Origin of the sequence: Burkholderia sp. AU16482 (genome assembly GCF_002223285.1) — a bacterium.
Lineage (GTDB): Bacteria > Pseudomonadota > Gammaproteobacteria > Burkholderiales > Burkholderiaceae > Burkholderia > Burkholderia semiarida.
This window is the reverse complement of sequence record NZ_NKEY01000004.1, coordinates 672868-699617: the sequence shown is the minus strand read 5'-3', so window position 1 is coordinate 699617 and position 26750 is coordinate 672868. Positions and strand designations below refer to the sequence as shown.

The following is a 26750-nucleotide window of genomic DNA, read 5'->3' as shown; positions in this document are numbered from 1 at the left end:
AGAGCAACCGTTTGCGCGCGGCAGGCCGTTCGCGCGCCGGAGGCATCGACATCGACAGAGGCACGCAGATGAGCAGAATGAGTTTGAACCGCAAGCTGTGGCTCGCGCTTGCGCTGGTATGGATCGGTCTTCTGGGCGTCGGCGCATGGAGCGCCTACGAGACGCGCGCGACGATGCTCGCCGAACGCAAGGCCGGCATCGCGAATCTCGTCGATTCGGCGGCGGGCATCGTGAAGGCCTATCACGCGCTCGCGCAGAGCGGCACGCTGCCCGAGGCCGACGCGAAGCGCGACGCGCTCGCGAGCCTCGCCGCGATGCGCTACGGCGATTCGGGCTACGTGTTCGTGATGGATTCGAAGCCGGTCGTGCTGATGCATCCGACGCTGCCGAAGCTCGTCAACACGCAGGTCGGCGACTATCTCGATCCGGACGGCAAGCCGCTGTTCGTGACGATCCTGAACGCGGCGAAGGCGACCGGCAGCGGGTTCGCCGAGTATCGCGGGCGGCTGCCGCACAGCGAGACGGCCGTGCCGAAGATCAGCTACGTCACGCGGTTCGCGCCGTGGGACTGGAACATCTCGAGCGGCGTGTTCCTGAAGGACATCGACACCGTCTACTACCGGACGCTGCTCGGCCACCTGGCCGTGGTGTTCGTGATCGGCCTCGTGATCAGCGCGGCGATGCTGGTGATCATCCGCAACGTGCGCGGCAGCCTCGGCGGCGAGCCGGACGAAGCGGCCGCGCTCGCGGCGCGCATCGCGCGGGGCGACCTCACGCAGCCGGTGCCGGTGCGCGCGGGCGACCGCACGAGCATGATGGCCGCGATGCACGACATGCAGGCGCGGCTGCAGGCGACGATCGGCGGGATTCGCCAGTCGGCCGAATCGATCGCGTCGGCGAGCCGCCAGATCTCGGCCGGCAACGACGACCTGTCGCAGCGCACCGAGGAGCAGGCCGCGTCACTCGAGGAAACGGCCGCGAGCATGGAGCAACTGACCGCGACGGTGAAGCAGAACGCCGACAACGCGCGACAGGCGAGCGGGCTCGCGAACAACGCGTCGGACATCGCGCGCACGGGCAGCGACGTCGTGAACCGCGTGATCGGCACGATGGGCGAGATCGACGACAGCTCGCGCAAGATCGCCGACATCATCGGCGTGATCGAGGGCATTGCGTTCCAGACCAACATCCTCGCGCTGAACGCGGCGGTCGAGGCCGCGCGCGCGGGCGAGCAGGGCCGCGGCTTCGCGGTGGTCGCGGGCGAGGTGCGCTCGCTCGCGCAACGCAGCGCGACGGCCGCGAAGGAGATTCGCGCGCTGATCGTCGATTCGGTCGAGCGCGTGCGCAACGGCTCGGCGCTGGTCGGCCAGGCCGGCACGACGATGGGCGAGATCCTGCAGGCGGTCGCGCGCGTGACCGACATCATGGGCGAGATCGCGGCCGCGTCCGAGGAGCAGGCGAGCGGCATCACGCAGGTCGGCCGCGCGGTCACGCAGATGGACCAGGTGACGCAGCAGAACGCGGCGCTGGTCGAGGAAGCCGCGGCGGCGGCCGCGTCGCTGCAGGAACAGGCCGCGCGGCTGCGCGACGCGGTCGGCGCGTTCCGGGTCGGCAATGCCGGCGGCCCGTCGTCGCAGGGCGGCCGTGGCACGGCCGCCGAACCGGCATTCGGTAGCGCGAAGGCGGGCGACGGGCTGGCGGCGGTGTGACGCATGCCGCGTGAGGGGGATGCGTCGCGGCAGGAACGCAACTAACGGCCGAGTCGTGCAGCGGTCGCCGGCACTGCGCTGGTGCATACCCATATGAGCGGGATGTATTTCACTTCCCGCCGATCCTGTGACACCATTTGCCCCTTCGTGCGAGTCCGGGCATACCCGTATCGCGCCCCATTTCAGTCAAGCAAGAAAGCGAGAAACAGATGAAGCGTCGCAGTCTCCTGAAGGTATTTTCCGTGCTGGCCACCGGCGCCGCGCTGACGCTGTCGGCAGGCGCGCACGCCGAAGACAAGGTGATCAAGGTCGGCACGGTCGCCGGCCCGGATGCGCAAGTGTGGCAAGTCGTGCAGAAGGTCGCGAAGGAGAAGGAAGGCCTGAACGTGAAGGTCATCGAGTTCAACGACTACGTGCAGCCGAACGCGGCGCTCGATTCGGGCGACCTGGACGCGAACAGCTTCCAGCATCAGCCTTACCTCGACAGCCAGGTGAAGCAGCGCGGTTACAAGCTCGTCAGCGCGGGCCTGACCTACATCTCGCCGATCGGCGTGTATTCGAAGAAGTTCAAGTCGCTGAAGGATCTGCCGCAGGGCGCGAAGCTCGCGGTGCCGAACGATCCGTCGAACGAGAACCGCGCGCTGCTGCTGCTGCAGACGCAAGGCGTGATCAAGCTGAAGGCGGGCGCCGGCACGGGCGGCAACAACGCGACGGTGCTCGACATCGCCGAGAACCCGAAGAAGCTGAAGATCTCCGAACTCGACGCCGCGCAACTGCCGCGCGTGCTGTCGGACGTCGACGCGGCCGTGATCAACACGAACTACGCACTGGCTGCGAACCTGCAGCCGACCAAGGACGCGATTGCGCTCGAAGCGCTGACGAGCCCGTACGCGAACCTGATCGCCGTGCGCGCGAAGGACAAGGATCAGCCGTGGGTGAAGAAGCTGGTGAAGGCGTACCGGTCGCCGGAAGTGAAGGAATTCATCAAGAAGCAGTTCAAGGGCTCGATGGTCGCGTCGTTCTGAACGCCGCTCACCGGGTGGACCGCTGAACGAAAAGGCCTGCATTGAACTGACCCCGCAAAGTTGGACAGTTAAAGGCTAGGCGCCCAAGGGCTGAGTCCTGTATTGCACGGGACTCAGCCCTTTCAACTTGAGCTTGATGCGTTCGTGGTTGTAGTAGTGGATGTAGCGCTCGAGCGTGTCGCGCAAATGCTCCACGCAAGTGAAGCGATGTCCCTTGTAGCACTCGGACTTGAGCGTGCCGAAGAAGCTTTCCATCGCAGCATTGTCGAGGCAGTTCCCCTTGCGCGACATGCTTTGAGTCAGCTTGCGTCGCTTCAATTGCCGACAAAACGCCGGCATTCGGTATTGCCAGCCTTGGTCCGAATGCAATAACGGTCTGTCCGTGCGTTTGAGTTTGGCCAATGCCTTCTTCAGCATGCTGCTGACCAGCTCGAAGCTTGGGCGTCGGTCCATCTGGTAGGCCACGATCTCGCCGTTGTACAGATCCATTACCGGCGACAGATACAGCTTCTGCCCGCCGACGTTGAATTCCGTCACATCCGTTACCCACTTCTGGTTGGCCTGCGTGGCGCTGAACTGACGTTGCAACAGGTTGGGCGCGACTTTGCCGACCTCACCTCGCCACGAACGATATTTCTTCGGGCGCAGCAGGGACTTCAGCTGCAATTGCTGCATCAGCCGCTGCACAGCCTTGTGGTTGACGAGATGCCCGGTTTGCCGAATCGCAGCCGTGACGCGTCGATAGCCGTAGCGGCCCTTGTGATGGTCGAACACCGCCCGGATCCTCGCCTTGAGATCGGCATGGCGATCGCCAACGTTCAGCGTCCCGAGTTGGTAATAGAACGTGCTGCGCGCCAGACCGGCCGCCTTCAGAAGTGCCGCTACCGGATGGTGTTGCCTAAGCTCGCGCACTATTTGCGCTTTTTCTTTTGCGCTGCCTGCTTCTTCGCCAGCAGCGCATCGAGCTTTTTTAGGTAGGCCACCTCCGCACGCAGATACTCGTTTTCCTTGAGCAATTCCTCGCGTGTGCGTTCATCCGGTGAGCCGGTTTCAGTGGGTTTGGGCGGAAGTGAAGTGGCCATCTTTCGGGGGCGCCCTCGTCGGCGAGGGGACAGTGCATCGATACCGCCCTCATGATACAGGCGCTCCCAGCCGGCGACGCAGCCCGCGCCACGAATGTCGAACAAGGCCGACACCTGGCCGTATGACAACTCGTCTCGCCACATGCGCTGCAGTACCGATAGCTTGAACTCAGCATCGTAGCAAACGTGTTTCTTGCGCAACCCCGCGTTGCCATGCTCCCTGTAACTTGCCACCCAGCGCCGGATCACCGTACGCCCCACGCCGTGCCGGGCAGCCAGGGACTGGATGCCAATTCCACCGGAAAAATACTCGTCAACGATGCGTTGCTTGAACTGCTCGTTGTACTTCGTCATGAAAAACACCCCAAAGGTTGGACGGGTGTCCAACTTTTGGGGTGCAGTTCACATCGCGCAGGCCTTTTTCATTGGCGCGGCCGCTTGGCGGCCGCCCGGAGGTCAGCGCCCGCTCACATCTCCCCGCGCCGCGAGCAGATCGACATGATCTGCTGGATTGCGTAGTTGTCGCGCACACCCGGCAGCGACTGCACGACGCATTCGTGAAAGCGCCGTTCGCGCGGCAGCAGCATCGCGTTGTTGCGGTACAGCGCGTCGCACGAGCGCTGGATCAGCTGCGCGGCGGCGCCGTTGCGGCTCTCACGTAGCGCATTGAGCATGCAGTCGTCGTATTGCGCGTTGCCGTCGGTCAGCGCGAAGGCTGCTCCCGGCAGTGCCAGCGCGACCGTCGCGCATGCGATTGCACGAATCGTTCGTTTCAAGTCTCCTCCGATGGTGTGGATCGGGTCGGCGGACAGCATAACGTAAAGCGATCAACGCGGCTGGCGCGTTGCGCCCGAACCGGCGCGGCGGGTCATGACGGGCGCGCCGGCTTTTCCCCGGTTTCTTCCGACGAAAACCGGTTTCGTACCAGTACTGTGCGACGCGGACGCATTGCCATATACTGTATATCCATACAGTTGTGGGTGGCGTCATGCTCGCATCCTCCATTACTCCCGAATCCCTTCATCCGTCCCTCTGGCGCGGCTCGCAGCTCGCGCGCGGCGGTCCCCGCACGGTCGAAACGGGCTTCGCGCCGCTGTCCGCCGAGTTGCCGGGCGGCGGCTGGCCGGTCGGCGGTCTCGTCGAACTACTGGCCGCGCAGCCCGGCCGCGGCGAGATGCGGCTGCTCGCGCCCGCGCTCGCCCGCACCGTCAGCGCGCGGCGGCCGCTTGCGCTCGTCGCGCCGCCGCAGGCGCCGCATGCCACCGCGCTCGCCAGTCTCGGCGTGCCGGCCGACGCGCTGCTGTGGCTGCGCGCAGGCAGCCGCACCGATGCGCTGTGGGCCGCCGAGCAGGCGCTCAAGACCGGCTGTTGCGGCGCGCTGCTGCTCTGGCAGGACGCGCGGCCCGATGCGCTGCGGCGTCTGCATCTCGCGGCTGCGCGCACGGGCGACACGCTGTTCGTGATGCTGCGTCCGCTGTCGGTCGCGCGGCAACCGTCGCCGGCCGTGCTGCGCGTCGCGCTGCATCCGGTGCCGGGCGGCGTGTCGCTCGACATCGTCAAGCGTCGCGGGCCCGCGCGCAGCGAGCCGCTCGTGCTCGATTTGCCGTCACCCATCGTGGAGAGCCGCTATGCGCGTCTTGCTCGGCATCCATCTGCCGCGCCTGCCGCTCGACGTGTGCGTCCCGCCGCCGTCTGATGCAGCGGCTGGCGAGGGCAGCGAGGCCGGCTGTGCGGTGCTTGAGCAGGGTGTCGTGCTGATCGCCGATGCGGCCGCGCGCCGGCAGGGCGTACGTGCGGGCATGAAGCGCGGCGGCGTGCTCACGCTCGCACCCGCGACGCAGCTCGTCGAACGCGATCCCGCCCGCGAAGCCGATGCGCTGCGCGCGGTCGCGCTCGCGTTGCTGCGCTTCTCGCCGTGCGTCGCGCTCGACGACGAAGCCACGCTGATCGTCGACGTCGGCCCGAGCCTGCGCCTGTTCGGCGGCCTGCCGTCGCTGTGCCGCCAGGTGCGGGCGACGCTCGCGGCGCTCGGCTATGCGGTGCGCCTGTCCGCCGCGCCGACCGGGCGCGGCGCGTGGCTGCTCGCGCGCACGTCGGCGCGCGCCCGCATCCGGCGGCGTGTCGCGCGCCAGGCCTCGCTCGTCCGCACGCTCGACCGGCTGCCCTGTGTGCTGCTGCCCGATGCGCGCCCATATGCGGGCTGGTTCGACGGTCTCGGCTGCCGCACGCTCGCCGATCTGCGCCGCCTGCCGCGCGCGGGGCTGCAGCGGCGCTGCGGTCCCGCGCTGCTGGCCGCGCTCGATCGTGCATACGGTGAAGCGGTCGAGCCGCTTGCGTGGATGGCGGTGCCGCCGGTATTCGACGTGCGGCTCGAATTGGCGGAGCGCGTCGAATACGCGGAAGCCGTGCTGTTCGCCGCGCGGCGGCTCGTCGTGCAGCTATGCGGCTGGCTGGCCGCGCGGCAACTGTCGCTGGCCGCGATGACGTTCGATCTCGAGCACGAGCGCGGCCGTCAGGCCGTGCCGCCGACGCCGCTCGCGCTCGCGTTCGCCGCACCCGTGCGCGACGAGGTGCATTTCATGCGGCTGCTCGGCGAGCGGCTCGCGCGCGTCGAGTTGCCGGCCGCGGTGATCGCGGTGCGGCTGAAGGCCACGCGCGTCGAATCGGTCGCGCCGCCGGCCGACGATCTTTTCCCGGAGCCGGGCGGTACGCGGGAAACCCGCGAGCGGTTGCTCGAACTGCTGGTCGCGCGGCTCGGCGCGGACAACGTGCTGCGCGCGGCACCCGTCGCCGATTACCGGCCCGAGGCCGCGAACCGCTGGCTGCCGCTCGATGCGCAAGCGGGCAAGCCGGTCGCCGGTCCGCCCGCTGCGCCGCCGCGTCCCGCGTGGTTGCTGGCCGAACCGTTGCCGCTGCTGATGCGCGGCGAGCGGCCGGTATTCCATACGCCGCTCCGGATGATGTCGTCGGCCGAGCGAATCGAAGCCGGGTGGTTCGACGGGCAGTTGATCGCACGCGATTACCACGTCGCGCAGGACGAAGAGGGCGCGTGCTACTGGGTATTCAAGGAGCGGACGAGCAGTCAGGCGGCCCCGCGCTGGTTTTTGCACGGTTTGTTCGGGTGAGCGGAGATGGTTGCGGAATTCAGTTTGCTGCCCGATTACGCGGAGTTGTTCTGCCGCTCGAATTTTTCGTTCCTGCATGGCGCGTCGCATGCGGAAGAACTGGTCGAGCGCGCGGCGGAACTCGGCTATCGCGGGATCGCGATCACCGACGAATGTTCGCTCGCCGGCGCGCCGCGCATGCATGTCGCCGCGACGGCGAAAGGGCTGCCGCTCGTCGTCGGTTCGTATTTCGACGTCACGCCGGACGAAGTCGCGCCCGGCCACGATCCGGGTCCCGGTGCGTTCGGGCTCGTGCTGCTCGCGCAGAACCGCGACGGGTACGGCAATCTCTCCGAGCTGATTTCATGGCGGCGGATGGCGGCGCCGAAGGGCACTTACACGCTGACGTCGCGGATGCTGTCGGCGCCGCCGGCGGAGTTTGCCCACTTGCGCGGGATGCCCGACTGCTTCGCGATCCTCGTGCCGACGTATCCAGTGCGGGCGGACGTGCTCGATGCGCAGGTCGCCTGGTTTCGCGCGACGTTCGGCGAGCGCGCGCGGCTCGGGCTCGTGCAGTTGCAGCGTGCGCTCGACGGCGCGCAGCGCGACGAGATTCGTGCGGCCGGCAAACGGCGCGGCGTGCGGATCGTCGCGCTCGGCGACGTGACGATGCACCGGCGTTCGTGCAAGGCGTTGCAGGACGTGATGACGGCGATTCGCATCGGCATGCCGGTGGCCGAGTGCGGGTATGCGCTCGCGCCGAATGCGGAGCAGCATCTGCGTGCGCGTGGACGGATAGCGAAGCTGTTTTCGCCGCAAGAGATTGGTGAAACCTGCGCGATGCTCGATGCGTGCGATTTCGATCTCGGCAAGCTGCGCTACGAATATCCCGACGAGATCGTGCCGAAGGGGCTCACGCCGACGCGCTATCTGGAACAGGAAACCCGGGCGGGCGCGGCCGTGCGTTATCCGAACGGCATCCCGGAAAAGGTAGAGAAGCTGATCCGCCATGAACTCGACCTGATTGCGAAGCTGAGCTACGAACCGTTCTTCCTGACCGTCTACGACATCGTCAAATACGCACGCAGCCAGAATATCCTGTGCCAGGGCCGCGGCTCGGCCGCGAATTCGGTCGTCTGCTATTGCCTCGGCATCACCGAGGTCGATCCCGATCAGAGCACGATGCTGTTCGAGCGCTTCATCAGCGAGAAGCGCGGCGAGCCGCCCGACATCGACGTCGACTTCGAACATCAGCGTCGGGAAGAGGTGATCCAGCACATCTACGAAAAATACGGGCACGACCGCGCCGCGCTCGCGGCCGCCGTCTCGACGTATCGCCCGCGTGGCGTGCTGCGCGAAACCGGCAAGGCGCTCGGCGTCGATCCGATGCTGGTCGATCGGGTCGCGAAGGGGCATCGCTGGTTCGACGGCAGCCGCGATCTGCTGCAGCAATTCGCGTCGACCGGGCTCGATCCGGCGACGCCCATGATCAAGGCATGGGCCGAACTGGCGGGGCGCTTGCTCAATTTTCCGCGTCACCTGTCGCAGCATTCGGGCGGCTTCGTGATCAGCCGCGGCAAGCTCACGCGGCTCGTGCCGGTCGAGAACGCGGCGATGGACGGGCGGCGCGTGATCCAGTGGGACAAGGACGATCTCGAGGCGCTCGGGCTGATGAAGGTCGACGTGCTCGCGCTCGGCATGCTGTCGGCGCTGCATCGCGCGTTCGACCTGCGCACCGCGTGGCGCGGGCCGCCGGAACCGGACGGCGAACCGTTCACGCTGAAACACATTCCGCAGGATGACAAGGAAACCTACGACATGATCTGCCGTGCCGATACGGTCGGCGTGTTCCAGATCGAATCGCGCGCGCAGATGTCGATGCTGCCGCGGCTGAAGCCGCGCAACTACTACGATCTCGTCGTCCAGGTATCGATCGTGCGGCCCGGCCCGATCCAGGGCGGCGCGGTGCATCCGTACCTGAAGCGGCGCAGGATCGTCGCCGGCGAAGAGGAGGGCGAGGTCACGTATCCGAGCGACGCGCTCAAGGAAGTGCTCGTTCGCACGCTGGGTGTGCCGATCTTCCAGGAGCAGGTCATGCAGATCGCGATCGTCGCCGCGGGTTTTACGCCTGGCGAAGCGGATGACTTGCGTCGCGCGATGGCCGCATGGAAGCGCAAGGGCAATCTCGAGAAATATCAGGACAAGATCATCAGCGGGATGCTCGAACGCAACTACACGCGCGAATTCGCCGAACAGATCTTCGAGCAGATCAAGGGCTTCGGCGAATACGGTTTCCCCGAAAGCCACGCGGCCAGCTTCGCGAAGCTCGCGTACGCGAGCAGCTGGCTCAAATGCCACGAGCCCGCGATCTTTCTCGCCGCGCTGCTGAACAGCCAGCCGATGGGCTTCTATCCGCCGTCGCAACTCGTGCAGGATGCGAAGCGCCATCGCGTGAAGGTGCTGCCGATCGACGTCACGCAAAGCGGCTGGGAAGCGTCGCTCGAGGCGCTGCCCGATCAGCCGCCTCCACATGGCCAACCGGCCGTGCGGCTCGGCCTGTCGCTCGTGCGCGGCCTTGGCGAAGCCGCCGCGCGGCGCATCGAAGCCGCCCGCGCCGCCGGCCCGTTCGACACCGTGAACAGCCTCGCCCGCCGCGCGCAGCTCGAACGCCGCGATCTCGAAGCGCTCGCCGCCGCGAACGCGCTCGCGACGCTCGCCGGCCATCGCCGCGATGCGTTGTGGCAGGCCGTCGCCGCGGCGCCGGAGCGCGACCTGCTGGCCGCCGCGCCGATCGACGAGGCGGAGCAGCCCGCGCTCGGCGCGCCGTCGGAAGCCGACGACATCCTCGCCGACTATCACACCACCGGCCTCACGCTGAACCGCCACCCGGTCGCGCTGCTACGGCCGGCGCTGCGCGCGCAGCGCCTGTCGTCCGCGGCTGAGTTGCGCGATCGTCCCGACGGCCGGCTCGCGCGCGCGTGCGGGCTCGTGATCGCACGGCAGATGCCGGGCACCGCGAAAGGCGTGATGTTCATGACGCTCGAGGACGAAACGGGCTGCGTGAACGTGATCGTCCGGCCCGAGCTGCTCGCGCGGCAGCGCCGCGAAACGCTCGATTCGCGGCTGCTCGCGGCGTCCGGCGTGTGGCAGGTCGTCAGCGACGTGAGGCACCTCGTCGCGCAGCATTTCGAGGATCTGACGCCGTTGCTCGGCGGCTTGCGCACGTCGAGCCGCGAATTCCATTGATTCCTCCGGCGCGGGCTGCCCCTCGCGCGCCGCTCATCGCACGATCCATACCAGTCGGCTCAACGGGCTCTATCCCGACGACGTTCACCGCCGTGCTCGGCGCGATTGTCTACGCTTCCTTATTGCGTCGAAACGCACTTCGGCTGGAATAAGGGGGGGGGCGCGGCATTCTGTCGCGCATTACCTGACGAATCGGCCGCCGCTCCTGAGCGGAACGCGGATGCCGGATGCGATTTCCATTGACGAGTCATGCCGCGCGCCTTATGTCCGTGCGATGCCCATCTGGCCTTCTCCCGCATCGGCGGCGCGCGACGGTCTGTACGCGGCCCGCGTGTCAGACCACGCCGGCTGCGGTCGGCGTCAAGTCAATAACTAATAAGGATAGCGAGATATCCAGAATGTCTAATATTAATTTCAATTCGAATTGAAGTATTTGGTACCTGTCCCATTCGTGTCAGCGGTGCAAATGGTGAATTAAATTTGTCATTTGATGGTGATTATTTCGTACCCGTCTAATGGAATTGAAAGGAATGAATTGCCACAATAATCGTGGAAATACGCGGCGCGGCAGGCCATCGCAATAAACATCCGCGCGGCCTGTTTTGCAGGTGCATATTCCCCTTCGTTTTTTAACGTTATCAACATAATGAGGTCTGTTTATGAAGCTTACCCGCGCAAGTCTTGCCATTGCGACGTTCGCCGCCGCGATTGCGGCGCCCGGCGTTTCGCAAGCCGCGCCCGACGGCACCATCACGTTCAAGGGCAACATTTCCGCGCAAACCTGCACGGTTAGCGGCAACGGTGGCGGCAAGGACTTCACGGTCACGCTCCCGTCGGTGTCCGTCAGCACGCTGTCGGCCGCAGGTCAGGTGTCGGGCCGCACGCCGTTCACCATCGCACTGACCAACTGCTCGACGAAGACGGGCGTCGTTCACACGTTCTTCGAGTCGGGCCCGACGACCAACCAGGAGATCGGCACGCTGATCCTCCAGGGCGCCGACGCCGCCCAGAATGTCCAGGTTCAACTGCTGAACGCGGACCATTCCCCGATCAAGGCGGGCGCCGACGATGCATCGCAGGGCGACAAGAAGGTGTCGATCGTCGATGGCAGCGCAACGTTGCAGTACTACGCTCAGTACTACGCGACCGGCGCGGCGGGCGCGGGTCCGGCGAACACGCAGGTCATGTACACGATGGCCTACGAATAAGCGCGGAGCAGTTTCACCGTCTATCGATCTCTAAGGATGAGACAGGTATCTCCTGTCTCATCTTTCCCGCGCTATTTACCAATTTGAAACAGTTGATAACGGTCATGCAAACTAAGCAATCCTTAAGACGGTTAATCGTCGGTGGATGCGTCGTGTTGGGGCTCGCAGGCGCCTTGAATGCACGGGCATCCGTTGTCGTCGGCGGAACCCGGCTGGTATACGACGCGAACGAGGCCGAGGCCACGATCAAGCTGTCGAACGACGATGGCAAGTCTCCCGCGCTGGTGCAGTCATGGATCGATACGGGCGACATCAAGGCCGCGCCGTCGGCGATCGACGCCCCGTTCACGGTCACGCCGCCGATTGCCCGCATCGATCCCGGCAAGGGCCAGACGCTGCGTGTCGTGTTCACCGGCGAGCCGCAGCCGCAGGACAGGGAGTCGGTGTTCTGGCTCAACGTCCTGGAAGTGCCGCCCAAGCCCGGTGCGGATCAGGCCGACACGAACAAGCTGCAACTCGCGTTCCGCACCCGGATCAAGTTGTTCTACCGTCCCGCGGGGCTCAAGGGCTCGGCCAACGATGCACCCCGGCAAATTGGCTGGCGGCTGACGCACAAGGACGGCCGTCCGTTTCTCGAAGCGCGCAATCCGACACCGTACTACGTGTCGTTCTCGGCGATCGAAGCGAGATCCGGCGGCAAGACCATCCCGACGAACGAAGCCGGCATGGTGGCCCCGATGAGCAACAAGGTTTTCCCGTTGAAGAGCGACCTTCCTGCGGCGCCGGACGCGAAAGTGTTTTACAGCGTGCTGAACGACTGGGGCGGTTCCGTCGAAGGCGATGCGGCGTTGAAGCCGGACAACACGTCTGCCACGAACTGACGCCGGACGACTGATACCGCGCCACGGCGGTTTCACGCTCCTTCCATTTCCTCCGCTTGTACTCGATTTGCCAGACCGCAGCAGGCGGTCCAGGCGTGTTTTGTCGCGGAGATTTCAACTGGCCTTCGCTATGCAAAGAAGCAATCGAGATTCATTTTCCACCGCGCTACGCCCGTTCAGCCTGGTTGCATCCGCGTTGTTCTCGTGCTCCGGCGCGTACGCGAGCAATGGCGCCGCCATGCAGGTGGCGGAAGTGGAATTCAACGATTTATTCTTGCAGCGACCCGGCGCGCCGCGCGTCGACGTCAGCCGCTACAGCAAGGGCAACATCGCGTCGCCCGGTGTCTACCGTGCGGATATCTACGTGAACCAGCATTGGCTCGGCCGCTCGGAGGTGACGCTCAAGCAGATCGGTAGCCGAAGCGATAACGTCCAACCGTGCTTCGATCGCGCGCTGCTCGAGCGCATGGGCGTGGATCTGTCCAGGCTGCCGGAGCAGGCGGCCGCGCAGATCGACGGCCCTGCCGACGCCAGTGCGTGCCTGACCTTGCCGGAGCTGGTGCCGGACGCGACCGCGCAGTTCGACAACGGCGAGCTGCGGCTCGACATCAGCGTGCCGCAGGCTTCGATGCTGCGCAACCCGCGCGAGTACGTCGATCCACGCTACTGGGACGAAGGCGTGCCGGCCGCCATCTTGAAATACAACGCGAATGCGTACCGCTCGGTGGCGGCGGGCACGGCATCGACGCAAGGGTATGTCGGGCTGACGGCCGGGCTCAATGTCGGTCCGTGGCGTTTCCGGCACGACGGCAACGTATCGTACAACTCGTTCAGCGGCGGCACCCAGTATCAGAGCGTGCAGACCAACGTGAAGCGCTCGATCGCGAAACTGAAAAGCCAGCTCGTCGTGGGCGAAGCCTTCACGAACGGCAAGCTGTTCGATAGCGTCGGCTTTCGCGGCGTGCAGATCGAATCGGACGAACGGATGTATCCGGCCTCGCAGCGTGGCTACGCACCGACGATTCACGGCATTGCGAAGAGCAACGCGTTGGTGAGGATCCGCCAGAACGGCAACACCATCTATGAAACCAACGTCGCGGCGGGGCCGTTCGAGATCGACGACCTGTATCCGACCGGCTATGGCGGCGATCTTCAGGTGGAGGTCACCGAAGCCGACGGCAGCAAGCATGTGTCGAGCGTGCCCTATGCAGCGCCCGTCAACGCGCTGCGGGTCGGCAACACGCGCTTCAGCGCAACGGTGGGTCAGTACCGGAGCCAGATGCTCAACAGCAAGCCGTGGATGTTCGAAGGCACGCTGCTCCACGGTTTCACGAACGCGATCACCGGTTATGGCGGCGTGCAGGCAAGCGAAGGCTATATATCGGCCCTGGCCGGCGTCGCGCTCAACACGTCGTTCGGCGCGTTCGGCTTCGATATCACGCAGGCGAACGCGAGCCTGAAGGGCCTGCCGAGCCGCAGCGGACAGAGTGTGCGAATCACCTACAGCAAGCTGCTCGTGCCGACCGACACGAACCTCACGATGGCGGCCTATCGTTATTCGAGCAGCGGCTACCTGAGCATGCGGGACGCGGTGACGTTGCGGGATCTCGCCGGGCGCGGCATGAACGATCACATGATGACGACCGGCGTGCAGCGCGGGCGGCTGCAACTTACCGTCACGCAGAATTTGCCGCGCGGGTATGGCTCGTTCTACGTGTCCGGCTCGACGCAGGATTACTGGAATCGGAGCGGCCGGGATACGCAGTTCCAGGCCGGCTACAGCAACAACTTCAAGCAACTGAATTACAACGTGTCGCTGGTGCGCCAGCTCGACGCGACGCGGGGCCGGTGGGACAACCGCATGATGCTGACGCTCAACGTGCCGCTCGGCAGCGGCCCCCGCGCGCCGTATTCGTCGACCATGCTGCAGCGCGACTCCGACGGCAGCGTGCAGGTGCAGGAATCGGTATCCGGCTCGCTCGGCGTCGACGATGCGTTCAGCTACGGGCTGAACGGCAGCAACACGAGCGGCGGCCCGGGGCGCGCGACGTCCAGCGTGGGCGGCAACGTGTCGTACGCGTCGCCGTTGGCCACCGTCACCGGCAGCGCATCGAAGGGAACGGGCTACAGCCAGGTCGGCGCGGGCCTGTCGGGCGGCGTCGTGGCCTACAGCGGCGGCGTTGCGTTTGCGCCGCAACTGGGCGAAACCGTCGCGATCGTCGAGGCGCAGGGCGCGCGCGGCGCCCGTGTACTGAACGGCAGCGGCCTGCGTATCGACCGTTGGGGGCACGCCGTCGTCACGAGCCTGCAGCCGTTTTCGCGAAACGACATCGAACTCGATCCGAAGGGCTTGCCGCTGAGCGTCGAACTCAAATCGACGGCGCAATACACGGTGCCGACGGCGGGCGCGGTCACACGGCTCAAGTTCAAGGCCGAAGGCGGCGGGCGCTCGGTGATCATCCGCGGCAAGACGGCCGACGGCGAGCCGTTGCCGTTCGGCGCGCAGGTGTTCGATGCGACGGGGCAGGAAGTCGGCACCGTTGCGCAGGCGGGACGCATCATCGTGCGCAGCATGAAGGGCGAAGCCGGCGACTTCCGCGTGAAGTGGGGCGACGGCACGAACGGCCAGTGCCGGATGAGCGTTTCGCTATCGGGCGGCGCATCGGGCGACAAGGCCTGGACGACCACGAATGCGGTGTGCGGACGGTGATTTCGCCGCTGGAAGGCCAATCCGCTGGAGAGCGTTCGGCCGGTGTCCAATATGCAGCGGCAGAGGGGCGTGACAAGAATTGCAGCCTGTATCGACTTAAGTAAAGGAATGCGAAATGTTGATGACGAAACGAATATTCGGGCGCCGGCTCCCGCAGCTTGGCAGAATCGTGGCGGGCGGCCTCCTGTGTGCGACGGCGATTTTTTCCAGCGCGAGCGAGGCTGCGGTAGTGAATGGCTGTTATGTCAAAAAGAATGGAGTGATGTTGCCGAGTGACCAGAACGGCTTCTATACCCTCGCTGTTGACGGCCTGCCCGGAAGCGTTCAGGTCGATCCCAACTCGCCTAACGGGACAGTGATATACACGGCGTTCTCACAGCCGGGGAACCATGAGATGGGGTGCACGAAACTGTTGTACGGTTTCACTCTTCAATTTGATCCGTGGGGGAAGCTGTCAGGAACAGCAGGTGGCCAGCCTAACGTGTACACCACCAATGTTCCCAGCATTGGCGCGCGGGTTTCCGTGGCTGACATTTCATCCGGCGCGTATTGGCCGGTCTCGGTGAAGTTGAGGCCGGCGGTGTTGTATACCCAGTTCATGGTCAAGGTCGAATTGATCAAGATCGGTGCAATTACGTCTATTGGCAGTGTAGGGCAAGTCGGTGCCGTAAGAATCCCGGAATATGGCCAGCGCCTCATTGACATCAAGCTGGCGAGGCCCATCGTCGTCCGGCCTATCGCGCCGACGTGCAAGGTCGAAACACCCGTCATTCAGGCGTCGCTGGGCACCGTTTTTGGCAGAAGCCTGGAAGGCGGTGCGACGTCGAGCGCCGTGCCGTTCAATATCCGGTTGATGTGTAGCGGAGCCGGACATATCAACGGGATGCCCGGCAAGGCGCTGACCTACATCACGTTGACGGATGCCACCAATCCGGGGAACCGGTCCGACATGCTTTCTCTCTCGAGCGATTCCACTGCTACCGGAGTCGGGATCCAGATCTTGCGTAGTGACGGCAGCGTGGTCAGATATGGCGCGGATTCGAGCGCGGAGGGCAACCCGAATCAATGGTATGTCGGCGAGTATGGCAACGGCACGGTGAATATCCCGCTGAAAGCCCGTTATGCCGGCGAGGGTGGAAAGGTCGGGCCGGGCAGTGCGAATGGTCTTGCCACTTTCACGATGAGTTATCAGTAATCGGCATAGGCAGCCCCCACCCTCGGCGCTGCCGCTTCCATTCCGATCCTGGCCCGTTCGTCCGGCGTGAGCGGTAACGTGTGGTGCCATGATCGCATCCCCCGCCGCGCGATGCATACCAGTCGCGCTAAGTGGTTCTATCCTGGTCTGATCCCGCAGCCCAAAAACGCAGCAAATCCCTCCTTCGAACTGTCCCCTTGCATACCACTTCGGGTAAATCCCTATCCCGCACCGCATTGTAAACAAAGGCTTTCCCGCTACTAAAACGCTTGCCGTGCAAGGCTTTCGGCGGTTTCCGCGGCGCTAATACCAGTTCGTTGACTGGTATTATTGTGGTTATATAATGCATTCACTTTTGACGGTCCGAGATCGTCGTCCGACACGCGGAGGCACATGGAAACCGGCTGGGCCGAACTGGCGCCCGATCCCCTCGACGACACGCCGCTCTATCTGCAGCTCGCCCGCAATCTGGCGAGCGCGATCCACGCCGGCGCGTGGCGGGCCGGCGAGGCGCTGCCGTCGGAGCGGCTGCTGTCGGTGTCGGTCGGCGTATCGCGGATCACCGCGCGTCGTGCGCTCGCGCTGCTGGTCGAGCAAGGCCTGATCAAGCGGGCGCGCGGCGCGGGCAGCTTCATCACGCCGCGCGTCGCCGATCCGCTGTCGCGTCTCGTCGGCTTCACCGCGAAGATGCGGCAGCGCGGCTTCGTGCCCGATTCGGTGTGGCTGTCGCGCACGCTGCGCGCCGCGAGCCGCGACGAGCTTACGCATCTCGGCCTCGCGCCCGGCGCGACGGTCGCGCGGCTCGAACGGCTGCGCCGCGCGGACGGCATCGTGATGGCGGTCGAGCATTCGACGCTGCCGGCCGCGGTGGTGCCCGATCCGCAGGTGCTCGGCGCGTCGCTGTACGAATACCTCGAGGCGCGCGGCATGACCGTCGTGCGCGCGCTGCAGCACTTTCGCGCGGCCAACGCGACGCACGCGATCGCGAAATGGATGGCGGTGAAGCCGGGCTCGGCGCTCCTCGTGATCACGCGCATCGGCTACGGCGTCGACCAGCGCGCGATCGAAGTGACCGAAACGTATTGCCGCGATGACTACTACGACTTCGTCGCCGAACTGAAACGCTGACGCGCGCGACTGCCTGCGCACCTCGCGCGATCGCGATGGAACGCAATCGCGCGCAATGAATCGCAACGAATTGGCCAATCGCGACGCGGATGCCCGCGTCACCCGATCATCAAGAGACACGTCATGCTGACTGGCAACATCCTCACCCCCGACGGCTGGATTCACGGCTCGCTCGATAGCGAGAACGGCCGCATCACCACGCTCGACGGCACGCCCGTCGATCCCGCGACGAACGACGCGCCGTACATCCTGCCCGGCTTCATCGACCTGCACGTGCATGGCGGCGGCGGCGCCGACGTGATGGAAGGCGGCGACGCGATCGAAACGATCGCCCGCACGCATGCGCAATTCGGCACGACGAGCCTGCTCGCGACGACGATGACCGCGCCGCGCGACGAGCTGATGGAGGTCGTCGCGAATCTCGGCACCGTCGCGCGCACGCGCACGCCGGGCGGCGCACGGGTGCTCGGCGTGCATCTCGAGGGGCCGTACATCAACCCCGGCAAGCTCGGCGCGCAGCCCGACGCGGCCGTGTCGGCCGTGCTCGACGAAGTGCTGAAGTACCTGTCGATCGCGCCGATCCGCGTCGTCACGCTCGCGCCGGAAATCGCGGGCCACATCGAGATCATCGGCGAGATGGCCGCGCGCGGCGTGCGCGTGCAGCTCGGCCATTCGCTCGCGACCTACGACGACGCGGTCGCCGCGCTCAAGCACGGCGCGTGCGGTTTCACGCACCTGTTCAACGCGATGTCGCCGCTGCATCACCGCAACCCGGGCCTCGTCGGCGCGGCGCTCGCGCATGCCGAATACGCGGAAATCATTCCCGATCTGCTGCACGTCCATCCGGGCGCGATTCGCGCCGCGCTGCGCGCGATTCCGCGCCTGTACGTCGTGACCGACAGCACGTCCGCCACCGGCATGCCCGACGGCGAATACCGGCTCGGCAGCCAGCACGTGACGAAATGCCTCGGCGGCGTGCGGCTCGCCGACGGCACGCTCGCCGGCAGCACGCTGACGATGGACCAGGCGCTACGCAACCTCGTGTCGCTCGGCCTGCCGATCGCCGACGTGTCGAACCGGATGTCGCGCTACGCGGCCGACTACCTCGGCATCGCCGATCGCGGCCGCCTCGAGCTCGGCGCATGGGCCGACCTCGCGGTGTTCGATCGCGACCTGAACCTCACCGCGACCTACGTCGAAGGAGAATCGATTGTCGAATATGCTTAAGGAAGCGCGCGAGTCCGCCCAGGTCGTCGCCGCGCAACTCGCCGACACCGCGCGCGTCGAAGCGCTCGCCGGCCAATTGCTCGATCACCCGCCGGCCGTCGCGCTGACGGTCGCGCGCGGCAGCTCGGATCATGCCGCCAGCTATTTCGCGAGCCTGACGATGAGCCGCCTCGGCGTGCCGGTCGCGTCGCTGCCGATGTCGGTCGCGACGCTGCAGCAGGCGCCGCTGAAGGTGCAGGATCAGCTCGCGATCGCATTCTCCCAGTCGGGCAAGAGCCCCGATCTCGTCAACACGATGGCCGCGCTGCGCGAAGCCGGCGCGCGCACGGTCGCCGCCGTGAACGTGCTGCCGTCGCCGCTCGCCGACGCGTGCGAGCACCAGTTGCCGCTGCTGGCCGGCCCCGAATTGTCGGTCGCGGCGACCAAGAGCTATATCGCGATGCTGTCGCTGTCCGCGCAGATCGTCGCGTACTGGCAGCGCGACGCCGCGCTCGTCACCGCATTGCGCGGCCTGCCCGACGTGCTCGCGCAGGCCGGCCGGCTCGACTGGTCGGCGGCCGTCGCGGCGCTCGCGGGCGTCGAGCGGATGATCGTGATCGGCCGCGGCCTCGGTCTCGCCATTGCGCAGGAAGCCGCGCTGAAGCTGAAGGAAACGTCCGGCATCCAGGCCGAGGCATTCTCGAGCGCCGAAGTCCGCCACGGCCCGATGGAGCTGATCGACCGCGACTATCCGCTGCTCGTGTTCGCGCCGCCCGGGCCGGAACAGGCCGGGCTGCTGCAGCTCGCCGCCGACATGCGCGCACGCGGCGCCGCCGTGCTGCTCGCGGCGCCCGCCGGCACGCCCGGCACGCCCGACGTAAAGGGCACCGTGCTGCCGCTCGCGCAGTCCGCCCATCCGGCGCTCGACCCGATCGCCGCCATTCTTTCGTTCTACGTGATGGCGGCGGATCTCGCCGTCGCGCGCGGCCGCAATCCCGATACGCCGCGCCACCTGAACAAAGTCACCGAAACGCACTGATAGCCGAGAAAGCCGATGAGACGCGCCGAGGAGTCCCAGTTGAAGAGCCCCACCCACGATCAGATCGTCCTGCTCAGCCCGTTGACGGGGCCGATCGTCGCACTGGCCGACGTGCCCGATCCGGTGTTCTCCGGCGGGATGTTCGGCGACGGCATCGGCATCGACCCGCTCGCGGGCCGGCTCGTCGCGCCGTGCGCGGGCGTCGTGTCGCATCTCGCGCGCACCGGCCACGCGGTGACGATCACGACGCCGCAAGGCGCGGAAGTGCTGCTGCACATCGGCATCGATACCGTCGAGCTGAACGGGCAGGGCTTCATCGCGCACGTCGAAGCCGGCGCACGCGTCGAAGCGGGCGCGTTGCTGATCGAGTTCGACCAGGACGCGGTGGCGCGTCACGCGCATTCGCTCGTGTCGGTGATCGCGATCGCGAATTCCGATGCGTTCGAGGTGGTCGACCGCGCGAGCGGTTTCGCGACGGCCGGCGAGACGCCGTTGCTCGTGCTGCGCGGCAAGGGCGAAGCCGCCGCGCAGGCGGCGCAGGCCGGCGCGGCCGCGCACAACGAAGTGCGCCGCGAGATCGTGCTCGCGCAGCCGGGCGGCCTGCATGCACGGCCGGCCGCGCGGGCGCGCGAAGCCGCGCGCGGGTTCGACGCGAGCGTCGACGTGCTGTTCGACGGCCGCAAGGCGTCGATCGCGAGCGTCGTCGGTCTGCTCGGTCTCGGCGCCGGCGAAGGCGCGACGGTCGAACTGGTCGGCCGCGGCGCGCACGCGCAACAGGCCGTCGATGCGGTCGAGCGCGAGCTGCTGCGCGAGGCGCACGGCGAAGTGGAGGAAAAGCCGGCGCGGCTGAAATCGCCCGCGCCGCAAACCATCGTGCACGCCACCGGCGCGGCGCTCGACCCGAACACGCTCGCCGGCGTGTGCGCGGCGCCCGGCATCGCGGTCGGCACGCTGGTGCGTCTCGACGATGCGGACATCGTGCCGCCCGAACAGGCGTCCGGCACGCCCGCGTCCGAAAGCCGCCGGCTCGACCAGGCGCTGAAGGCGGTCGACGCCGAACTCGCCGAAACGGTTCGCAACGCGTCGGCGCGCGGCGCGGTCGGCGAGGCGGGGATTTTCGCGGTGCATCGCGTGCTGCTGGAAGACCCGACGCTGATCGACGCGGCGCGCGACCTGATCAGCCTCGGCAAGGGCGCCGGCTTCGCGTGGCGCGAGACGATCCGCACGCAGATCGACACGCTGTCGAAGCTCGACGACGCGCTGCTCGCCGAGCGCGCGGCCGACCTGCGCGACATCGAGAAGCGCGTGCTGCGCGCGCTCGGCCACACGAATGGCGCGGCGCGCATGCTACCCGACGAAGCCGTGCTCGCGGCCGACGAATTCACGCCGTCCGACCTGTCGTCGCTCGATCGCGAGCGCGTGACCGCGCTCGTGATGGCGCGCGGCGGCGCGACGTCGCACGCGGCGATCATCGCGCGGCAGCTCGGCATCCCGGCGCTGGTGGCGGTTGGCGATGCGCTGTACACGATTCCGGACGGCACGCAGGTCGTCGTCGATGCGAGCGCGGGCCGGCTCGAACATGCACCGACCGCGCTCGACGTCGAGCGCGCGCGTCACGAGCGCCAGCGCCTGGACGGCGTGCGCGAGGCGAACCGGCAACTGGCAGGCGTTGCGGCCGCGACCGTCGACGGCCGCGCGATCGAGGTCGCCGCGAACATCGCGACGCTCGACGACGCGAACACCGCGGTCGACAACGGCGCCGATGCGGTCGGCCTGCTGCGCACCGAACTGATGTTCATCCACCGCCAGGCCGCGCCGACCGTCGTCGAGCACCAGCAGAGCTACCAGTCGATCGTCGACGCGCTGCAGGGCCGCACGGCGATCATCCGCACGCTCGACGTCGGCGCGGACAAGGAGGTCGACTACCTGACGCTGCCGCCCGAGCCGAACCCGGCGCTCGGGCTGCGCGGCATCCGTCTCGCGCAGGTGCGCCCCGATCTGCTCGACGATCAGTTGCAGGGCCTGCTCGCGGTGAAACCGTTCGGCGCGGTGCGCATCCTGCTGCCGATGGTGACCGACGCGGGCGAACTCGTGCGGCTGAGGAAGCGCATCGACGAATTCGCGCGCGCGCAGGGCCGCACCGAGCCGATCGAGGTCGGCGTGATGATCGAGGTGCCGTCGGCCGCGCTGCTGGCCGACCAGCTCGCGCAGCATGCGGATTTCCTGTCGATCGGCACCAACGACCTCACGCAATACACGCTCGCGATGGATCGCTGCCAGGCCGATCTCGCCGCGCAGTCCGACGGCCTGCATCCGGCCGTGCTGCGCCTGATCGACATCGCGGTGCGCGGCGCCGCGAAGCATGGCAAGTGGGTCGGCGTATGCGGCGCGCTCGGCGGCGATCCGCTCGCGGTGCCGGTCCTGGTGGGCCTCGGCGTGACCGAGCTGTCGGTCGATCCGGTGGCGGTGCCGGGCATCAAGGCGCGTGTGCGCCGTCTCGATTACCAGTTGTGCCGTCAGCGCGCGCAGGATCTGCTCGCGCTCGATTCGGCACAGGCGGTAAGGGCAGCAAGCCGCGAGGTCTGGCCGCTCGACTGAGCGTCGACGGCGGGCTCGCGGCCCGTTTTACTACGAAAGCAATTAGGTCAACGACGCTTAACGACGAGACATGGATTGGAGGATCGAATGGACGGGAATCCGTTTCTGAAAATACAGGGCCTGGGCCGGGCGCTGATGCTGCCGATCGCGGTATTGCCGGTCGCCGGCATCCTGCTGCGGCTCGGCCAGCCGGACGTGTTCAACATCAAGATGATCGCCGACGCCGGCGGCGCGATCTTCGACAACCTGCCGCTGCTGTTCGCGATCGGCGTGGCGGTCGGTTTCGCGAAGGACAACAACGGCGTGGCGGCGCTCGCGGGCGCGATCGGCTACCTGATCGAAACCGCGATCATGAAGGACATCGATCCCAAGCTGAACATGGGCGTGCTGTCCGGGATCATCGCGGGTGTCGTCGCGGGGCTGCTGTACAACCGCTACAAGGACATCAAGCTGCCGGACTACCTCGCGTTCTTCGGCGGCAAGCGGTTCGTGCCGATCATCACGGGGCTGGTGTGCGTGATATTGGGCATCGCGTTCGGGTACGTGTGGCAGCCGATCCAGCATGCGATCGACGCGGCCGGCCAGTGGCTGACGACGGCGGGCGCGATCGGTGCGTTCGTGTTCGGCTTCCTGAACCGGCTGCTGCTCGTCACCGGCCTGCACCACATCATCAACTCGCTTGCATGGTTCGTGTTCGGCAACTTCACGCCGCCGGCCGGCGGCGAAATCGTGCACGGCGACCTGCACCGCTTCTTCGCGGGCGATCCGACCGCGGGCACCTTCATGGCCGGCTTCTTCCCGATCATGATGTTCGGCCTGCCGGCCGCGTGTCTCGCGATGCTGCACGAAGCGCCGAAGGAGCGCCGCGCGATGGTCGGCGGCCTGCTGTTCTCGATGGCGCTGACGTCGTTCCTGACCGGCGTGACCGAGCCGATCGAATTCAGCTTCATGTTCCTCGCGCCGGTGCTGTACGTGATCCACGCGGTGCTCACCGGGCTGTCGCTCGCGATCTGCCAGATCCTCGGCGTGAAGCTCGGCTTCACGTTCTCGGCCGGCGCGATCGACTACGTGCTGAACTACGGGCTGTCGACGAAGGGCTGGATCGCGATCCCGCTCGGCATCGCGTACGGCGTCGCGTACTACGGGCTGTTCCGCTTCTTCATCCGCAAGTTCAACATGGCCACGCCGGGCCGTGAGCCGGCCTCGGCCGATGCGGCCACGGAATCGTACCCATCGGGCGGCTTCGTCGCGCCGGCCGCGGGCGCGGCTGCAACGGCCGCCGCACCGCGCGCGCAACGCTACATCGCCGCGCTCGGCGGGGCGGCCAACCTGTCGGTCGTCGACGCGTGCACGACGCGCCTGCGCCTGAGCGTCGTCGATCCGGAAAAGGTATCGGAGCCGGAACTGAAGTCGATCGGCGCACGCGGCGTGCTCAAGCGCGGCGGCAACAGCGTGCAGGTGATCATCGGGCCCGAGGCCGACATCATCGCCGACGAGATGCGCGCCGCGATCGGCAGCGGCGCGGCAGCGACGGCGCCGGCCGCCGCCGCGCAGCCCGTCACGGGCGCGGCCGCCGGCCCGCTCGATCCGGAGCCGACGCGCTGGCTCGCGGTATTCGGCGGCGCGACCAACGTCGTGTCGCTCGATGCGGTGGCCACCACCCGCCTGCGCGTGGTCGTGCGCGATCCGTCGGCGGTCGATCGCGAGCGTCTCGGCGCACTCGACGTCGCATGGGTGTCGCTCGACACGTTCCACATCGTCTGCGGCAACGCGGCCGCACGCTATGCCGAACAGCTCGGCGCGCGCCTGCCGCCCTCGGGCGGCGGGGCGGCGGCACAACCGGCGTGAGGCGGTGAAGCCGGCCGGAGCCGCGAGGCGGGTCCGGCCGGGGATGAAACGAAAAACGGCTTGCGACGTGTACGTCGCAAGCCGTTTTTTCTTTGGCGCGGGCAATGCTCGATGCGCGACAGGCGATGCGTGGGCGCGCTTCGCCTGTCGCGCCGACTGCCAGGCCGTTCAACCGTTCACGGATTCGTCAGCGTGAAGGTCGGTTTCCGGTAGCCGATGCCGGCCCGGTCGAGCTTCGGCAATTCGCGTTGCGTGAGCAGCGTCGCGAAGCCGGCCCAGTCGCGCTGCAGCGCGGCGATGTCGACGTGGTGCGTGTCGCCGCGCTTGAAGCGCACGCCGGCCGCATACGGCAGCTCCCAGTCGGCCCGGTGCCACGCGCGCTCGGCCAGCGCGAGCAGCCGCGGGTAGGTCATGTATTCGAGGAAGGTGTCGTTGCGCATCACCTCGCCCCACGCCTGGCCCTGCATGCCCTCGATGCGCGGCGCGGGGCCCGTGCCCGTCACCTCGAACGCGTTGCCGTCGCGGTCGCCCATCACTTCGGCGTTCTGCGGCAGGTTCTCCGGCGCGAGCGAGAACACCTTGTACTCGTCGGTCGCGTGCGAGCCCCAGTAGTAGCCGCGCTCGCGCGGATTGAGCGTGTACGGGAAGTCGAAGTACAGGTAGTCGGGCAGCGCGAGCACCGTCTGGTAGCCCTTGCCGCTCAGGTCGCGCGCGCTGTCCGACGCACCCCAGAAGATCGTGTCCCACAGCGACACCATCACGTGGCGCGTGCTGAAATCCCGCGGCCCGTTCGCATGCTTGATACCGTCCTGCCACGCGGCCATCGTGCCGATCCCGTTCGCGTCGACCGCCGCGCTCACCTGTTTCGCGAAGCGCGTCGGCAGCTCGTCGATCGACTTGATCTCGCCGCGCTGGAGCAGCGCCGTGCACGCGGGCGACCGCGCCCACGGCTTGTCCTGCGCGGCCAGATCGATGCGCCCCTTGTTCGGGTCGGTGCCGTTCAGCGGCTGGAAGCCGCCGCCGAGGAAGATGTTCTTCGCTTCGTCGCCGCCGTAGTGCCAGGTCTGCAGCGGTGCCTGCGCGTCCGCGTGCATCGCCGCGATCTCGCGGATCACCTTCGACGCGAAGTTCAGCGCGCCCGGCACGCATGGGTTCAGGTCGCTGCGCCGGTCGTAGAACTGCACCGTCGTCAGGTTCGTCGTGTCCTGCGGGTCGAGCAGCCGATACGCGTTCGCTTCCTGCTCGCGGCCGGCCGCATGCAGCCGCCGGTAGCGCGCCTCCATCGTCACGACGGCAGCCCGTGCGTGCGCGGGCATGTCGATCTCGGGGATGATCTGCACGAAACGCGCGGCCGCGTAGCGCACGAGCGCCACGTAGTCGTCGCGCGTCAGGTAGCCGCCGCCCGAGCGGTTGTCGGGGCCGGAGCCGAGCTGCGGCAGCAGGCAGCGCGTCTCGTCCGGGTCGTGACAGCGGCGCGAGCCGATCTCGGTCAGTTCGGGCAGGCCGGGAATCTCGATGCGCCAGCCCTCGTCGTCGGACAGATGCAGGTGCAGCCGGTTGAGCTTGTACGCGCTCATCTGGTCGATCAGGCGGCGCAGCGTCGCCGGCTGCTTGAAGTTGCGCGCGAGGTCGACATGCATGCCGCGATGCGAGAAGCGCGGCGCATCCTCGACGAGCATCGCAGGAATCGGGCCGCCGCCGGCCGGCGCGAGCGAGTAGAGCGTCTGCACGCCGTAGTAGAGGCCTGCGCGATCGTAGCCTTCGATCAGCACGCCGCGCGGCCCGATCGCGAGCCGGTAGCCGCCCGGTGTCGCGAGGTCGGCCGGCAGCCGGCGCGGCGCGACGAAGCCGCGAACCGGCACGCGTGCGCCGTCGAGCCCGAGCGTCGTCGCGCGCTCGCGCAGCGCCGCGACCTGCGCGTCCGGCAGGTCCGGCAGCGCGAGTTCGACGCCGCGCAGCTCGAGCGTACCGGGCAGCGGCAGTTCGCGCTTCACGCTCGGCAGCGCGCGGCCCGGATCGGACCGTGCTGCCACGGGCGGCGCGTTGCCGGTCGAATTGTTCTGCGCGTCGGCCGGCAGGGTTTCGACGTAGCGCAGTTCGTTGTCGGTATCGTTGTAGCGCAGCACGGCCGGCGGCGCGCCGTCGACGACGACATACGGGCGCGGAATCACGTCGCTGTAACGCAGCAGCCAGTATTCGGCGACGAACGGCAACTCGATGCGCTCGCCGGGCGCGAGCCGCACCGAGCCCGGTTGCGGCGTCAGTTCGTACAGGTCGCCGGTGAGCCGCCGCAGCGCGAAGCCCGGGCGGTCGATCCGCAGCAGACGGCGGATGCTGTGCAGATAGAGTTTCCAGCCGCCGTCGGCGATCGCCTGGTGGCCGCGGTTCTGCAGGATCAGGCGGCCCGTCGCGCAGGCCGCGCCGTCGGCGCCGAGATCGGCGCAGGGTACGCCGGCGGTGGCCGCATGGTTGTTGTCGACGGCCACGCGCAACGCGAGCCCGTTCGACAGCACCGTCGCGAGGCTGGCTGCTTGCGCGGCGGCTGCTTGCGCGGCGCCGGCGGTCGCGCCGGCGGCGGCCGACGCCGGTACCGCGGCGATCGCGGTGGGGGGCAGCACCGCGAGCAGCAGACCGGCAATGAGGGAAGGCAAGGTACGCTTCAATTCGAACTCCTGAGAAAAAGAGGGCGTGGCGGCGTCGTGACGCGACGTCGCTGCGATCGGGTCTTTCAGTGGAGCTGCGGGAGATGCCTGCACGCGGGGCGATGCGGC

Annotated in this window: 17 protein-coding genes; 14 read left to right on the top strand and 3 right to left on the bottom strand. The window is 67.2% G+C overall.

All coding sequences use genetic code 11. The features are described from left to right. Window positions 1-68 precede the first annotated feature (68 nt). Both CFB35_RS14890 and CFB35_RS14885 read left to right on the top strand, forming a co-directional pair. Window positions 69-1709: a methyl-accepting chemotaxis protein gene (locus CFB35_RS14890; RefSeq protein ID WP_089465172.1), complete on the top strand. Its 1641-nt coding sequence runs from the start codon at window positions 69-71 to the stop codon at window positions 1707-1709. 209 nt (window positions 1710-1918) lie between these two features. Beyond that, entirely contained in the window at window positions 1919-2734 is an 816-nt protein-coding gene (locus CFB35_RS14885) for a MetQ/NlpA family ABC transporter substrate-binding protein (protein WP_089465171.1), read from the top strand. A gap of 75 nt (window positions 2735-2809) precedes the next feature. Here CFB35_RS14885 and CFB35_RS14880 read toward each other — a convergent pair. Together CFB35_RS14880 and CFB35_RS14875 are read right to left on the bottom strand one after the other, a co-directional pair. Next, window positions 2810-4170, bottom strand: a protein-coding gene (locus CFB35_RS14880; protein WP_089465000.1) for an IS3 family transposase whose coding sequence is annotated in 2 segments (ribosomal slippage) — window positions 2810-3708 and window positions 3708-4170 — 1362 coding nt in all. Because the reading frame shifts where the segments join, the coding sequence is not laid out codon by codon here. A gap of 113 nt (window positions 4171-4283) precedes the next feature. Next, complete coding sequence (locus CFB35_RS14875; RefSeq protein ID WP_063892418.1) at window positions 4284-4592, bottom strand: VF_A0006 family four-cysteine protein; 309 nt, start codon at window positions 4590-4592, stop codon at window positions 4284-4286. 212 nt (window positions 4593-4804) lie between these two features. Here CFB35_RS14875 and imuA point away from each other — a divergent pair, with 212 nt between their 5' ends. From imuA to nagE, 12 genes are all read left to right on the top strand, one after another. Next, window positions 4805-5512, top strand: a complete 708-nt coding sequence (imuA, locus tag CFB35_RS14870) for a translesion DNA synthesis-associated protein ImuA (protein ID WP_059575600.1) — start codon at window positions 4805-4807, stop codon at window positions 5510-5512. Beyond that, window positions 5445-6941, top strand: a complete 1497-nt coding sequence (locus CFB35_RS14865; protein ID WP_089465170.1) for a DNA polymerase Y family protein — start codon at window positions 5445-5447, stop codon at window positions 6939-6941. Before imuA ends, CFB35_RS14865 begins: the two co-directional genes overlap by 68 nt. A gap of 6 nt (window positions 6942-6947) precedes the next feature. Further along, a complete protein-coding gene (locus CFB35_RS14860) occupies window positions 6948-10166 on the top strand; it encodes an error-prone DNA polymerase (RefSeq protein ID WP_089465169.1) in 3219 nt (1072 codons plus the stop codon). 659 nt (window positions 10167-10825) lie between these two features. Continuing rightward, window positions 10826-11374, top strand: a complete 549-nt coding sequence (locus tag CFB35_RS14855; protein WP_060008970.1) for a fimbrial protein — start codon at window positions 10826-10828, stop codon at window positions 11372-11374. A gap of 104 nt (window positions 11375-11478) precedes the next feature. Next, on the top strand, window positions 11479-12255 hold the full coding sequence (locus CFB35_RS14850; RefSeq protein WP_060008973.1) for a fimbria/pilus periplasmic chaperone: 777 nt from the start codon (window positions 11479-11481) through the stop codon (window positions 12253-12255). A gap of 238 nt (window positions 12256-12493) precedes the next feature. After that, window positions 12494-14965 carry a fimbria/pilus outer membrane usher protein gene (locus tag CFB35_RS14845; protein WP_089465296.1) on the top strand — a complete coding sequence of 824 codons (2472 nt, stop codon included), beginning with the start codon at window positions 12494-12496 and terminating at the stop codon, window positions 14963-14965. 115 nt (window positions 14966-15080) lie between these two features. Further along, window positions 15081-16160 (top strand): fimbrial protein, encoded by a 1080-nt coding sequence (locus CFB35_RS14840; RefSeq protein WP_060008979.1) that lies wholly within the window; start codon window positions 15081-15083, stop codon window positions 16158-16160. Between the two features lie 393 nt (window positions 16161-16553). Then, window positions 16554-17288: a GntR family transcriptional regulator gene (locus tag CFB35_RS14835; RefSeq protein ID WP_059575605.1), complete on the top strand. Its 735-nt coding sequence runs from the start codon at window positions 16554-16556 to the stop codon at window positions 17286-17288. Between the two features lie 123 nt (window positions 17289-17411). Beyond that, the gene (nagA, locus tag CFB35_RS14830; RefSeq protein ID WP_059575606.1) at window positions 17412-18515 is read left to right on the top strand and encodes an N-acetylglucosamine-6-phosphate deacetylase; all 1104 of its coding nucleotides are present in this window, start codon (window positions 17412-17414) and stop codon (window positions 18513-18515) included. After that, window positions 18508-19533 (top strand): SIS domain-containing protein, encoded by a 1026-nt coding sequence (locus CFB35_RS14825; RefSeq protein ID WP_089465168.1) that lies wholly within the window; start codon window positions 18508-18510, stop codon window positions 19531-19533. Before nagA ends, CFB35_RS14825 begins: the two co-directional genes overlap by 8 nt. A 15-nt stretch (window positions 19534-19548) precedes the next feature. Continuing rightward, window positions 19549-22131, top strand: a complete 2583-nt coding sequence (gene ptsP / locus CFB35_RS14820; protein WP_089465167.1) for a phosphoenolpyruvate--protein phosphotransferase — start codon at window positions 19549-19551, stop codon at window positions 22129-22131. A gap of 87 nt (window positions 22132-22218) precedes the next feature. Then, window positions 22219-23979 (top strand): N-acetylglucosamine-specific PTS transporter subunit IIBC, encoded by a 1761-nt coding sequence (nagE, locus tag CFB35_RS14815; protein WP_179231744.1) that lies wholly within the window; start codon window positions 22219-22221, stop codon window positions 23977-23979. A gap of 176 nt (window positions 23980-24155) precedes the next feature. Here nagE and CFB35_RS14810 read toward each other — a convergent pair whose 3' ends face one another. Then, a complete protein-coding gene (locus tag CFB35_RS14810) occupies window positions 24156-26642 on the bottom strand; it encodes a family 20 glycosylhydrolase (protein ID WP_089465165.1) in 2487 nt (828 codons plus the stop codon). Between the last annotated feature and the right edge of the window lie 108 nt (window positions 26643-26750).

Excerpts from the sequence above, each read along its gene's own strand:
- CFB35_RS14865 (WP_089465170.1), top strand. The coding sequence starts at position 5,445 with ATGCGCGTCTTGCTCGGCATCCATCTGCCGCGCCTGCCGCTCGACGTG.
- ptsP (WP_089465167.1), top strand. The coding sequence starts at position 19,549 with ATGAGACGCGCCGAGGAGTCCCAGTTGAAGAGCCCCACCCACGATCAG.
- CFB35_RS14845 (WP_089465296.1), top strand. The coding sequence starts at position 12,494 with ATGCAGGTGGCGGAAGTGGAATTCAACGATTTATTCTTGCAGCGACCC.
- nagA (WP_059575606.1), top strand. The coding sequence starts at position 17,412 with ATGCTGACTGGCAACATCCTCACCCCCGACGGCTGGATTCACGGCTCG.
- CFB35_RS14850 (WP_060008973.1), top strand. The coding sequence starts at position 11,479 with ATGCAAACTAAGCAATCCTTAAGACGGTTAATCGTCGGTGGATGCGTC.
- CFB35_RS14835 (WP_059575605.1), top strand. The coding sequence starts at position 16,554 with ATGGAAACCGGCTGGGCCGAACTGGCGCCCGATCCCCTCGACGACACG.
- CFB35_RS14885 (WP_089465171.1), top strand. The coding sequence starts at position 1,919 with ATGAAGCGTCGCAGTCTCCTGAAGGTATTTTCCGTGCTGGCCACCGGC.
- CFB35_RS14840 (WP_060008979.1), top strand. The coding sequence starts at position 15,081 with ATGTTGATGACGAAACGAATATTCGGGCGCCGGCTCCCGCAGCTTGGC.
- CFB35_RS14890 (WP_089465172.1), top strand. The coding sequence starts at position 69 with ATGAGCAGAATGAGTTTGAACCGCAAGCTGTGGCTCGCGCTTGCGCTG.
- CFB35_RS14860 (WP_089465169.1), top strand. The coding sequence starts at position 6,948 with ATGGTTGCGGAATTCAGTTTGCTGCCCGATTACGCGGAGTTGTTCTGC.
- imuA (WP_059575600.1), top strand. The coding sequence starts at position 4,805 with ATGCTCGCATCCTCCATTACTCCCGAATCCCTTCATCCGTCCCTCTGG.
- CFB35_RS14855 (WP_060008970.1), top strand. The coding sequence starts at position 10,826 with ATGAAGCTTACCCGCGCAAGTCTTGCCATTGCGACGTTCGCCGCCGCG.
- CFB35_RS14825 (WP_089465168.1), top strand. The coding sequence starts at position 18,508 with ATGCTTAAGGAAGCGCGCGAGTCCGCCCAGGTCGTCGCCGCGCAACTC.
- nagE (WP_179231744.1), top strand. The coding sequence starts at position 22,219 with ATGGACGGGAATCCGTTTCTGAAAATACAGGGCCTGGGCCGGGCGCTG.